Origin of the sequence: Paraburkholderia flagellata, assembly GCF_021390645.1 — a bacterium.
GTDB lineage: Bacteria > Pseudomonadota > Gammaproteobacteria > Burkholderiales > Burkholderiaceae > Paraburkholderia > Paraburkholderia flagellata.
In genome coordinates, this window is sequence record NZ_JAJEJT010000001.1 from 2,378,824 (window position 1) to 2,390,936 (window position 12,113).

Here is a 12,113-nt window from a genome sequence, read left to right on the forward strand (position 1 = left end):
CGTCCCATTTTCGTTGCGCGCTATGTTGCCGTCACGGCGTGGCGGTTTGCACCGTATCCGGCGCCGGCGTGCCGTGCCACTTCACGACGAGCGCGCGTCCCACCCACGTGAACAGGCCACACACGCCGATCGTCACGCCCATGCCGAACGGCGAGATGCCCGGGAACCAGCCGACCACGGCGCTTGCGAGCGCACCGAGGGCAAGCTGCGTCGCGCCGAATACGGCCGCTGCCGCGCCCGCATTCTTCGGATAGCGATACATGAGATCGGTCGCGCAGTTCGCGCCGAGCAGCCCCACCACGCTCACCACGAAGAAAAGGCCAAACACGATCGACCACAGACCGCCCCAACCCGTTACGCACATGAGCGCAACGAAGAGCGACGCGCCGATGCTCACGCTTGACGCGATCGACACCATGCGCAGCGTGCCGAGACGCCCGATGAAGCGCGTGTTGAGGAAGTTGCCGAGCATGATGCCGAACACGTTCGCGCCGAAGAAGAACCCGTAGTGCTGCGGCGAAACGTGGAAATACTCGATGTAGACGAACGGCGTGGCCGAGATATACGTGAACATCGCGGCGAACGCCATGCCGCCGCAGAGCATGTGCCCCCAGACGAGCGGATCGCGCAGCAAGCGTCCATAAGCCGCGAACGAGCGCAGCACGGCTGCGCTTTCGCGCTTTTCCGGCGGCCAGGTTTCCGGCACGCGCAGGTAGGCCGCCACGGCACACGCGAGGCCGAAGAGCGTGAGCACGACGAACACCACGCGCCAGCCGCCGAGCAGCAGCAACTGTCCGCCGATGAGCGGCGCAAGCAGCGGCCCGATCGCCGTGACGATCGCGACCATCGAGAGGACTTTGGCGGCGTCGGAAGGCTCGTGGGCGTCGCGCGCGATGGCCCGCGAAAGCACTGAGGCCGCGCCCGCGCCTAGCGCCTGAAGAAAGCGCACGATCACGAGTTCGCCCACCGAGAACGAGAGCCAGCAGGCAATGCTGGCCAGCGTGAAGAGCGCGATGCCGCCGAGCAGCACGGGGCGGCGGCCATAGGCGTCGGACACCGGGCCGTAGAGCAGCATGCCGATCGAGAAGCCGGCCATGAAGCTCGTGAGCGTCGAGGCCGCGGCGGCGGCGCTCACGCCGAACGACTGCGCGATGGCTGGCAGGCTTGGCAGATACATGTCGGTGGCGAGCGGGCCACAGGCGGCGAGTGCGCCCAGCAACAGGATCAGCCGGCCATCGGGCCGGCGGCGTGGGGAATGGGACATGGTGTGTATGGCGGCGGAGCTCGCGCGGGCTCGATGTCATGGGCCGATTGATCCGTCGCTGCGGGAGCGGACAAATCGGCGACGCAGTGCCGTCGAATTGTACCTGACGCCCCTTTTCCGCCCATCGCCGCCCTGCACCGCGCCGCATGCGGCATCGCCGCGGCTTTGCGCTAAGCTGCCCGCTTTCGCTCACCTTGCCACGTCGCCGACATGACTGCCTTCCTGCTCATCTGGAGCCCCAAGAAGTGGCCCTGGCCCGAACTGCCCGACTTCGCGCGCCGCGTGCGCGCCGGGGAAGCCGTCGCCGACACGTGGGGATGCGGCTTCGCGCGCGGCATCCTGCCGGGCGACCGGGTGTTCCTGCACCGCGTCGCCGCCGAGCCGCGTGGGCTCTTCGGTTCCGGCTACGTCACGCGCGCGCCCTACGAGGTGCCGGACGCCAAGTACAAGCGCGGGTACAGGCTGTGTATCGATTTTGTCTACGACTGGCTCGTCGACGCCGGCGAGGAAGTGGTCATCGCGCGCGACGAATTGCGGCCTCATCCGTTTTCGGTACAGACCTGGGACGCGCAGAGTTCAGGCACGGTCATCAAGCCGGTTGCGGAAGGCGCGCTGGAAAAACGCTGGGCGGAGTTGACCGGGCGGCGGCCAATGCCGGCGCCGGCTCTCGCGGCCATGCAGGCGTGGCACGATGCGCACATGGCATCAGCGCCGAACGATGCACCTGCACCGGCCGCAACTCGGCCCGCCCGCAAACGCGCCGCCGTGAAAGTCGACCCGCGCGACACGGCGCCGCACGTCGCGCCGCCAATCCGCAAACGTAGCCAGCAAACGCGCTGAATCCGGCCGCCCGGTGAAGGCCCAAGCCAACCGGGGGCTCCGGCCCGATCCGCGCGACTCCGGTACAATTTCGAGAGAACAGCCCCATCGCCCGCGCCCTTGCGGCGCCGCATGGGTCCGTACGCCGGCCCCTTTCGTCAGCGCCGCGCGCCACACCACTTTCGCAGGTCCAGCACTCATGTCCAACGCCCAGTCCAGCTCGCCGAATCGCAACGAAGCCCTCTTCGCACGCGCCCAGCGCACCATTCCAGGCGGCGTGAATTCGCCCGTGCGCGCGTTCCGCTCGGTCGGCGGCACGCCGCGCTTCATCGAGCGCGCGCAAGGCCCGTACTTCTGGGACGCCGAGGGCAAGCGCTATATCGACTACATCGGCTCGTGGGGCCCGATGATCGTCGGCCACGTGCATCCGGAAGTGCTCGAAGCCGTGCAGCGCGTGCTCGCGAACGGCTTCTCGTTTGGCGCGCCTACCGAGGCCGAGATCGAGATCGCCGAGGAAATCTGCAAGATCGTCCCGTCGATGGAGCAAGTGCGTATGGTGTCGAGCGGCACCGAGGCGACCATGAGCGCGCTGCGTCTCGCGCGCGGCTTCACGAAGCGCGATCGCATCGTGAAGTTCGAGGGCTGCTACCACGGCCACGCCGACAGCCTGCTCGTGAAGGCGGGCTCGGGCCTCCTCACGTTCGGCAACCCGACTTCGGCGGGCGTGCCCGTGGACATCGCGAAGCACACCACGGTGCTCGAATACAACAACGTCGCGGCGCTCGAAGAAGCATTCAAGGCGTTCGGCGACGAGATCGCCGCGGTGATCGTCGAGCCGGTCGCGGGCAACATGAACCTCGTGAAGGCCACGCCCGAATTCATCGGCGCGCTGCGCAGCCTCACGGCGAAGCACGGCAGCGTGCTGATCTTCGACGAAGTGATGTGCGGTTTCCGCGTCGGCCTGCGTGGCGCGCAGGCGCTCTATGGCGTCGAGGCGGATATGGTGTGCCTCGGCAAGGTGATCGGCGGCGGCATGCCTGCGGCAGCGTTCGGCGGCCGTCGCGAGATCATGGATCACCTCGCGCCCAACGGCACGGTGTACCAGGCGGGCACGCTTTCGGGCAACCCGATCGCGGTCGCGGCGGGTCTGAAGACGCTGCAGCTCATCCAGGCGCCCGGCTTCTACGAGCAGCTCACGGCGAAGACCGAGCGTCTCGCGAAGGGGCTAACGGCCGCCGCGAGCGAAACGAAGGTGCCGTTCGTCGCGGATTCGGTGGGCGGCATGTTCGGCCTCTATTTCGCGGACAAGGTGCCGGGCAGCTTCGCCGAGGTCACGAAGAGCGACATCGCGCGCTTCAACCGCTTCTTCCACCGCATGCTGGACGCGGGCGTCTACTTCGCGCCTTCGGCCTACGAGGCAGGCTTCGTGTCGAGCGCGCACGACGACGCGATCCTCGACGAGACGATCGCCGCGGCGCGCAGCGCGTTCGCAGCGGAAGCCGCGGCTGAAAACGTGACGCAGTAAGGCCTCACGCTACCGACAGCCGGCGAGAGGCGCGCGCCCCGCCGGCCCCACCTGACCGCCGCCCGAGAGAAAGCCCGACGATGTTTTCGCAATCCGATTTCGTCCACATGGAGCGTGCGCTCGCGCTCGCGCAGCGCGGCCTGTACACGACCGACCCGAACCCGCGCGTGGGCTGCGTGCTGGTGAAGGACGGCGTGGTGATCGGCGAGGGTTTCACGCAGCCGGCTGGCCACGATCACGCCGAAATCCAGGCGATGAAGGACGCCCGCGCGCGCGGCCACGACCTGCGCGGCGCGACTGCCTATGTGACGCTCGAGCCGTGCAGCCACTTCGGCCGCACGCCGCCCTGTGCGAACGCGTTGATCGAAGCGAAGATCGGGCGCGTCATCGCGGCGATGGAAGACCCGAACCCGCTCGTGTCGGGGCGCGGTCTGTCGATCCTGCGCGACGCGGGTATCGACGTGCGTTGCGGGCTGCTGGCCAACGAGGCGCGGGAGCTGAACATCGGCTTCGTTTCGCGCATGACGCGCAAGCGCCCGTGGGTGCGCATGAAGATGGCCGCGTCGCTCGACGGCCGCACGGGCCTGCCCTCGGGCGAAAGCCAATGGATCACGGGCGAGGCCGCGCGCGCCGACGGCCACGCCTGGCGCGCGCGCGCCTCGGCCATCCTCACGGGTATCGGCACGGTGAAGGAAGACGATCCGCGCATGACCGTGCGCGCCGTCGACACGCCACGCCAGCCCAAACGCGTGCTCATCGACAGCCGGCTCGACGCCTCGCCGCTCGCGCAAATCTTCGTGGGCGCGCCGACGCTCGTGTTCTGCGCGGCGCTCGACGCAAGTAACGAAGAACGCGCCGAAGCGCTGCGCGTGCGCGGCGCCGAAATCGTTGCGCTTGGCAACGATCGAGGCAAGGTGGATCTGCCGGCCATGCTCACGGAACTCGCCGCGCGCGGCGTGAACGAACTGCACGTGGAAGCCGGCTACAAACTCAACGGGTCGCTCCTGCGCGAAGGCTGTGTGGATGAGTTGCTCGTGTACGTGGCGCCTTCGCTGCTCGGCACGAACTCGCTCGGCATGATCGACATCGCCGCGCCCGCGACGCTCGATGAGCGCACGCGCCTCGCATTTCATTCCGTCGATCGTCTCGGCAACGACCTGCGCATTCTTGCGCGCGTCGTCACGACGCAAGACGCCTGACCTCACTGATGCACTGAACACAAGGAACAGCACGATGTTTACCGGAATCGTCGCGGCAGTGGGCCGCATCGAATCGATCAAACCGCTCGGCACGCAAGCCGACGCCGGTGTGCGCCTCACCGTCAACGCGGGCAGCCTCGACCTCGACGACGTGGAGCTCGGCGACAGCATCGCGATCCAGGGCGCGTGCATGACCGTCATCGAGAAGTCGGCAACGAGCTTCGACGTCGACGTTTCGCGCGAAAGCCTGAACCGCACCATGGGCCTCGCGGCAACGGGCGAAGTGAACCTCGAAAAGGCGCTGCGCGCGAACGACCGCCTGGGCGGCCACATCGTCTCGGGTCACGTGGACGGTCTTGGCACCGTCACGCGCTTTGCGCCCGTGGGCGAGTCGCACGAGTTGCGCATCCTCGCGCCGGCGGAAATCGGCCGCTATCTCGCCTACAAGGGCTCGATCACCGTGAACGGCGTGAGCCTCACGGTCAATTCGGTCGACGATCGCGCGGATGGCTGCGAATTCTCGATCAATCTGATCCCCCACACCGTGGAAGTGACCACGCTCAAACACCTTCAGGCTGGCACGAAGGTGAATCTTGAGATCGATCTGATTGCGCGCTATGTGGAGCGGATGCTTTCGACCGAGAAGGCCGCAGATTCGGGCTCACAAGACTAAAGAACGCTGAGCCAGCGCAAGTCATGCCCCGCAGGCGCGCAAGCAGGCGCGCCGGGGCGCTGATAGAATTTAGCCTTTCCCTACGCGCTCGCCGGACGGCGTGCCGCGTTTCCATCACCCGAATCGAACAAGGAGGCACAGTTGGCAACGATTGAAACGAGCGCCGCCATGCCGATGGTTTGGGTGATGTTGCAAGTCGCGTCTCGCCACGCAACCTTCCCGCTTCCAGCGCAGCCATAGCGCGTCCTGCGCGGCATGTTTTCAAACGCCGCGCCGTTATTCCGAGAATTCGAGGTCAAGCCGTCCGGCAACGCATGCCAGGGCGTGCGAATCCCGTTTTCCGTCTTAACGCTTCATGCTTTCTTCAGGAGAGTCTTCGGGCGTCACGTCCGGAGCATGCTGTCCATGACAGAGCTAAATAACAAACCCGAATCGGGCGGACAAACGTTCCGCAAGGTCCTCGGCTTCACTTTCCGGCACTGGGCGCGCCAGCCGGCGCGCGTCACGGCCGTTGCGCTCGCCTCGCTGCTCGGCGCGCTCGCAGACGTGCTCACGCCGCACTACGCAGGCCAGCTCGTCGACGCCCTCACCCACGACGGCGCCGCTAGCAGCGCCGCCGCGTGGCATGCGGCAGTCGTCGCGTTCTGGGCGCTCACGGCGCTCGGGCTCGCCGGCACGATCATGCGCCAGGCCGCGTACCGCAACATCATCACGCTGACGCTGCGCATGATGAGCGAGATCGCCACGCAGGCATTTCACCGCGTGCAGCGCTTCTCGACGGACTGGCACGCGAACAGCTTCGCGGGCTCCACGGTGCGCAAGGTCACACGCGGCATGTGGGCGCTCGACCTGCTCAACGACACGCTGCTCGTCGCCCTCTTCCCGTCGCTCGTCATGCTGGTCGGCTCGACCATCCTGCTCGCGGTGCAGTGGCATGTGATGGGCCTCGTGGTCGGCCTCGGCTCGGCGGTGTATCTGGCGATCACGGTCTCGCTATCGCTCTTTTACGTGGCGCCCTCGGCCCGGCTCGCGAACCAGTGGGACACGAAAATGGGCGGCGCGCTCGCTGACTCAATTTCGTGCAACGCCGTCGTGAAAGCCTTCGGCGCGGAAACGCGCGAGGAAGCGCGGCTCGCGCGCGTCGTATCGAAGTGGAGCAGCCGCACGCGACGCACGTGGCAACGCGGCACGCTCAACGGCGGCGTGCAGGGCGCGCTGCTCGTCGGTATGCAGGCGGCCATCCTCGGTGCGGCGCTGCTGCTTTGGGCACGCGGTCTCGCGAGCGTTGGCGACATTACGTTCGCGCTCACGCTGTTCTTCCTGCTCAAGGGTTATTTGCGGGATGTGGGCATGCACGTGCGCAACCTGCAGCGATCGGTCAACGACATGGAAGAGCTCGTCATGCTCGACGCGTCACCGCTCGGCATCGAGGACCTGCCCGACGCGCCGCCCATCGTGGTCGATCAGGGTGACATCCGCTTCGAGAACATGACGTTCCGTTATGGCGCGCACGCGGATGCGAGGGCGCTCTACGAGAACCTCACGCTACGCATCTCGCCGGGCGAGCGCGTGGGCCTCGTCGGTCATTCGGGCTCCGGCAAGACGACGCTCATCAAGCTGATCCAGCGCCTTTACGACGTTTCCGGAGGGCGCATCACGATCGACGGCCAGGACATTGCGCGCGTCCAGCAGGCGTCGCTGCGCTCGCAGATCGCCATCGTGCAGCAGGAGCCGGTGCTATTCCACCGCTCGCTTGCCGAGAACATCGCTTACGCACGGCCTGGCGCCACGCACGCCGAAATCGAGCGCGCGGCGAAGCTTGCGAGCGCCCACGACTTCATCATGGCGCTCCCGCACGGCTACGACACGCTCGTGGGCGAACGCGGCGTGAAGCTCTCGGGCGGCGAGCGCCAGCGCGTCGCGATCGCGCGCGCGTTCCTCGCGAATGCGCCGATCCTGATTTTCGACGAAGCGACCTCGAGCCTCGACAGCGAAAGCGAAGTGCTGATTCAGCAAGCCATGGAGCGACTCATGGAAGGCCGTACGACCGTGGTCGTCGCACACCGGCTTTCGACCGTGCGCGCGCTCGACCGGCTGCTGGTGCTCGAGCGCGGACGCGTAGCGGAGGAAGGCACGCACGACGCGCTCGTGCGTCGCGAGAACGGCCTGTACCGGCGCCTGTTCGAGCGTCAGGCGCTGGAACTGACGAAGGGGCTCGCCGACGACGTGATCCTGCGCTGAAGCGACTCGCCTTCGCGCTCGCGCCCTCCCGCCGCGAGCCGGCTCAGGCGGGAACGGCGCGCACGTGCGGCGTGATGCGCGCGAGCACCTCGGCAAGCGCCTCACTCGCGATTTCAGTGTCGAAGTGGGCCTGCAATTCCATCCAGCTGCGCGCGTCGGTGCCGAAATAGACCGCGAGGCGCACTGCCGTGTCCGCCGTGATGGCGCGCTTGCCGAGCACGATCTCGTTGATACGGCGCGGCGGAACGCCGATCGCCTTCGCGAGCGCGTACTGGCTGAGGCCCATCGGCTTGAGCCACTCTTCGTTCAAAATCTCGCCCGGTGTGGCAAGCGGTACTTCACGTGCCATGGTTTTGCTCCTCAGTGATAGTCCACGATGCGTACGTCCGATGCCTCGCCGCACGCGAAATGAAAACAGATTCGCCATTGCGCATTGATGCGGATGCTGTACCAGCCTTCCATCTCCGCGCAGAGGCTCTCCAGCCGGTTGCCCGGCGGCGCCCTCAGGAACGCAAGCGTGGCAGCCGCATGGATCTGCTGGAGCTTGCGCATCGCGACCGCTTCAATGGCGACGAAACGGGCAACGCGTTGCCCGGCAAAAAGCGCCGCGGTATCGCGGCAGGCAAAGGAGGTAATCGTCATGGATAGTAACGCATCACGTTAATAACGTCAAACGTTACTAGCGTGGAATATGGGCGATTCGTCCGCCAGTCGGCCGTTCGGCCAACATCGGCAGGCGCCCGCCCCCGCCCCGGCACACCAGAAGACAGGGCCACCGGGCAAAAGGCGCTGCGCCGTCCCGCGTTCTGGGCGACGCGCCCGCCCGCGTGGCGTAAAATGTGGCCTTTCCAGCCAAAATCGCAGCCAGAATCCCAACATGACGCTCGCCTCCACCCCTGAGATCATCGCCGAGCTCAAAGCCGGCAGGATGGTCATCCTCGTCGACGAAGAAGACCGGGAAAACGAGGGCGACCTCGTCATCGCTGCGGAGTTCGTCACGCCTGAAGCCATCAACTTCATGGCGAAGTACGGCCGCGGGCTGATCTGCCTCACGCTCACCCAGGAGCGCTGCAAGCTGCTCAACCTGCCGCTTATGACCTACCGCAACGGCACGCAGTACGGCACGGCGTTCACGGTCAGCATCGAGGCCGCTGAAGGCGTCACGACCGGCATTTCCGCCGCCGACCGCGCCCGCACGATCCAGGCCGCCGTCGCGCACGACGCGCGCGCCGAGCACATCGTGCAGCCCGGCCACGTGTTCCCGATCATGGCGCAGCCGGGCGGCGTGCTCGTGCGCGCGGGCCACACCGAAGCGGGCTGCGACTTCACGGCGCTCGCGGGACTTACGCCTGCCTCGGTGATCTGCGAGGTCATCAAGGACGACGGCACGATGGCGCGCCTGCCCGACCTCATGGAGTTCGCGCAGGAGCACGGCCTGAAGGTCGGCACCATCGCCGACCTGATCCACTATCGCAGCCGCACCGAATCGATCGTCGAGCGCGTGGCCGAGCGCATCATGCAAACCGCGCATGGTCCGTTCCGCGCGGTCATGTACGTCGACCACCCCACGCGCACGCCGCACATCGCGCTCGTGCGCGGCACGCCCAAGCCTGGCGTCGATACGCCCGTGCGCGTGCACGAGCCGCTCTCGGTGCTGGACCTGCTCGAAACGGGCTCGTCCACGCACTCGTGGACGCTCGACGCCGCCATGCGCGAGATCGCGTCGCGCGACGTGGGCGTGATCGTCATGCTCAACTGCGGCGAACCCAAGGAACATCTGATCGACGTCTTCAAGGCGTTCGATCAGAAAGAGCGCGCGGAGGCGCTCGCCCGCCGGCCCGTGGACTTCAAGACCTACGGCATCGGCGCGCAGATCCTGCGTGAACTCGGCGTGGGCCGCATGCAGGTGCTCTCGAAGCCGCGCCGTCTCGGCAGCATGTCGGGCTACGGTCTCGAAGTCACCGGCTTCGTGCCGATGCCCGGCGGCAACGCGGAAGCGCCCTGCCCGCCGGAAGCCTCTGATCCTGCCTCGTCGCGCGCCTGAAGTCGCATCGCACACTTTTCACGCGTCACCACGCTCAATCGAACTTACGGACACCACATGGAAATCGGACAATACCAACCGAACCTCGACGGCGACGGACTGCGCATCGGCATCGTCCAGTCGCGCTTTAACGAACCCGTCTGCAACGGCCTCGCCGACGCCTGCATCGAAGAACTCGAACGCCTGGGCGTGACGGGCGAAGACGTGCTGCTCGTCACGGTGCCGGGCGCACTCGAAATCCCGCTCGCATTGCAAAAGCTCGCCGAAAGCGGCCAGTTCGACGCCCTGATCGCGCTCGGCGCGGTGGTACGCGGCGAAACGTACCACTTCGAGCTCGTCTCGAACGAAAGCGGCTCGGGCATCTCACGCGTCTCGCTCGACTTCAACGTGCCTATCGCGAATGCCGTGCTCACCACCGAAAACGACGAGCAGGCCGTCGCCCGCATGACCGAAAAGGGTCGTGACGCCGCGCGTGTCGCCGTCGAAATGGCGAACCTGACGGTAGCGTTGGAGCAGCTCGACGGCGGCGACGACGACGAAGAAGATGAGGAAGACGAAGAGGAACAGCAATGAAGAGCGCGCGCCGCCGCTCCCGCGAACTGGCCACGCAGGGGTTGTATCAGTGGCTGCTGTCGGGTGTGCCCGCCGGTGAGATCGACGCGCAGCTGCGCGGTTCGCAGGGCTATGACAAGGCCGATCACGAGCATCTAGACGCGATCCTGCACGGCGTCATCCGCGAGTCGGACGAACTGTCCGCCTCCATCACGCCGTGCCTCGACCGTCCGATCGAGCAGCTTTCGCCGGTCGAACGCGCGGTGCTGCTCGTCGCGACCTACGAGTTCAAGCATCACGTCGACATTCCGTATCGCGTCGTGATCAACGAGGCGGTCGAACTCACGAAGACCTTTGGCGGCTCGGACGGCTACAAGTACGTGAACGGCGTGCTCGACAAGCTCGCGGCGCAATTGCGCGCCACCGAAGCGCAAAACGCACGCAAGTCGTAAGAACGCGCGCCGCCGGGGCAAGCGGGTGCGCCTGAGCGCCCTGCCCCGCGTGCCGCGTGATCTGCCAGCACTGGAAATACCCGCATGAACACCGTTGCCGAACCGCTGCTGCGGCTAGCCGCGCGCGTCGACGAGATCCAGCCTTTCTACGTCATGGAACTGGCGAAGGAAGCCGCGAAGCTTGAGCACGCTGGACGCGACATCATCCACATGGGTATCGGCGAGCCGGACTTCACGGCGCCCGAGCCCGTAGTCGAGGCCGCCGCCGCCGCGCTGCGCCGCGGCGTCACCCAATACACGAGCGCACTCGGTATCCACGCGCTGCGCGAGGCGATCGCCGCGCACTACCAGCACGCGTACGGCCTGACGGTCGATCCCGCGCGCATCGTCGTGACGGCGGGTGCATCCGCTGCGCTCTTGCTCGCGTGCACGGCGCTCGTCGACCGCGACGACGAAGTGCTGATGCCCGACCCCTGCTATCCGTGCAACCGGCACTTCGTGGCCGCCGCGGAAGGCAAGCCCGTGCTCGTGCCGAGCGGCCCGCAAGCGCGCTACCAGCTCACCGCCGCCGATGTCGAGCGCCTGTGGTCGCCGCGCACACGCGGCGTGCTGCTCGCCTCGCCGTCGAACCCCACCGGCACGTCGATCGAGCCCGACGAACTCAAGCGCATCGTGCAAACCGTACGCGTGCGCGGCGGCTTCACGATCGTCGACGAGATCTATCAGGGGCTTTCGTACGATGCACCGCCCGTCTCCGCGCTTTCGTTCGGCGACGACGTGGTGACCGTCAACAGCTTCTCGAAGTACTTCAACATGACCGGCTGGCGCCTGGGCTGGCTCGTGGTGCCGCCCTCGCTCACTGGTGCGTTCGAGAAATTGGCGCAGAACCTGTTCATCTGCGCGTCGGCGCTCGCGCAGCATGCCGCGCTCGCCTGCTTCGAGCCGGACACGCTCAAGCTCTACGAAGCGCGCCGGCTGGAATTCAAGCGCCGCCGCGACTTCATCGCACCGGCGCTCGAGTCGCTAGGCTTCACGGTGCCCGTGATGCCCGACGGCGCGTTCTACGTCTACGCCGACTGCTCGAACGTCACGCATCCTGCCGCCGGCGACAGCGACGCGCTCACCCGCGCGATGCTGCACGACGCGGGCACGGTAATGGTGCCCGGCATGGACTTCGGCGTCGCCGCGCCTCGCCAGTACGTGCGGCTCTCGTATGCCACGGCGTACGAGCGTCTGGAAGAAGCGGTCGACCGGCTGCATACGTTCTTCGGCCGCTGATCCACACGCGTCGAGAAATAGAAAAAGGCACCCGAGGGTGCCTTTTTTCGTTACGTCCGACCTTTC

General features: G+C 66.7%; 12 protein-coding genes. 9 read left to right on the forward strand and 3 right to left on the reverse strand.

The window, feature by feature from the left end; translation table 11 throughout:
- Window positions 1–31: 31 nt before the first annotated feature.
- Window positions 32–1,264 (reverse strand): Bcr/CflA family multidrug efflux MFS transporter, encoded by a 1,233-nt coding sequence (locus L0U83_RS10610; protein WP_233882477.1) that lies wholly within the window; start codon window positions 1,262–1,264, stop codon window positions 32–34.
- A gap of 210 nt (window positions 1,265–1,474) precedes the next feature.
- Between L0U83_RS10610 and L0U83_RS10615 the strand changes: the two genes are divergently transcribed.
- The 5 genes from L0U83_RS10615 to L0U83_RS10635 all read left to right on the forward strand — a co-directional run bounded on the left by L0U83_RS10615 (window position 1,475) and on the right by L0U83_RS10635 (window position 7,721).
- Entirely contained in the window at window positions 1,475–2,104 is a 630-nt protein-coding gene (locus L0U83_RS10615; protein ID WP_233882478.1) for a hypothetical protein, read from the forward strand.
- Between the two features lie 178 nt (window positions 2,105–2,282).
- Window positions 2,283–3,608: a glutamate-1-semialdehyde 2,1-aminomutase gene (gene hemL, locus L0U83_RS10620; RefSeq protein WP_233882480.1), complete on the forward strand. Its 1,326-nt coding sequence runs from the start codon at window positions 2,283–2,285 to the stop codon at window positions 3,606–3,608.
- A gap of 80 nt (window positions 3,609–3,688) precedes the next feature.
- Entirely contained in the window at window positions 3,689–4,807 is a 1,119-nt protein-coding gene (gene ribD, locus L0U83_RS10625) for a bifunctional diaminohydroxyphosphoribosylaminopyrimidine deaminase/5-amino-6-(5-phosphoribosylamino)uracil reductase RibD (protein WP_233882482.1), read from the forward strand.
- A gap of 34 nt (window positions 4,808–4,841) precedes the next feature.
- On the forward strand, window positions 4,842–5,480 hold the full coding sequence (locus L0U83_RS10630; RefSeq protein WP_233882483.1) for a riboflavin synthase: 639 nt from the start codon (window positions 4,842–4,844) through the stop codon (window positions 5,478–5,480).
- Window positions 5,481–5,885: 405 nt separating this feature from the next.
- Entirely contained in the window at window positions 5,886–7,721 is a 1,836-nt protein-coding gene (locus L0U83_RS10635; protein ID WP_233882485.1) for an ABC transporter ATP-binding protein, read from the forward strand.
- A 43-nt stretch (window positions 7,722–7,764) separates the two neighbouring features.
- Here L0U83_RS10635 and L0U83_RS10640 read toward each other — a convergent pair whose 3' ends face one another.
- Both L0U83_RS10640 and L0U83_RS10645 read right to left on the reverse strand, forming a co-directional pair.
- Complete coding sequence (locus L0U83_RS10640; RefSeq protein ID WP_233882490.1) at window positions 7,765–8,070, reverse strand: HigA family addiction module antitoxin; 306 nt, start codon at window positions 8,068–8,070, stop codon at window positions 7,765–7,767.
- Window positions 8,071–8,081: 11 nt separating this feature from the next.
- On the reverse strand, window positions 8,082–8,363 hold the full coding sequence (locus tag L0U83_RS10645; RefSeq protein ID WP_233882498.1) for a type II toxin-antitoxin system RelE/ParE family toxin: 282 nt from the start codon (window positions 8,361–8,363) through the stop codon (window positions 8,082–8,084).
- Between the two features lie 235 nt (window positions 8,364–8,598).
- Here L0U83_RS10645 and ribBA point away from each other — a divergent pair, with 235 nt between their 5' ends.
- From ribBA to L0U83_RS10665, 4 genes are all read left to right on the forward strand, one after another.
- On the forward strand, window positions 8,599–9,765 hold the full coding sequence (gene ribBA / locus L0U83_RS10650) for a bifunctional 3,4-dihydroxy-2-butanone-4-phosphate synthase/GTP cyclohydrolase II (RefSeq protein ID WP_233882500.1): 1,167 nt from the start codon (window positions 8,599–8,601) through the stop codon (window positions 9,763–9,765).
- Window positions 9,766–9,822: 57 nt separating this feature from the next.
- Window positions 9,823–10,338 carry a 6,7-dimethyl-8-ribityllumazine synthase gene (ribH, locus tag L0U83_RS10655; protein ID WP_112171437.1) on the forward strand — a complete coding sequence of 172 codons (516 nt, stop codon included), beginning with the start codon at window positions 9,823–9,825 and terminating at the stop codon, window positions 10,336–10,338.
- Complete coding sequence (gene nusB, locus L0U83_RS10660) at window positions 10,335–10,769, forward strand: transcription antitermination factor NusB (protein ID WP_028205233.1); 435 nt, start codon at window positions 10,335–10,337, stop codon at window positions 10,767–10,769. Before ribH ends, nusB begins: the two co-directional genes overlap by 4 nt.
- Before the next feature lie 84 nt (window positions 10,770–10,853).
- A complete protein-coding gene (locus L0U83_RS10665) occupies window positions 10,854–12,047 on the forward strand; it encodes a pyridoxal phosphate-dependent aminotransferase (RefSeq protein ID WP_233882502.1) in 1,194 nt (397 codons plus the stop codon).
- The last annotated feature ends 66 nt before the right edge of the window (window positions 12,048–12,113 follow it).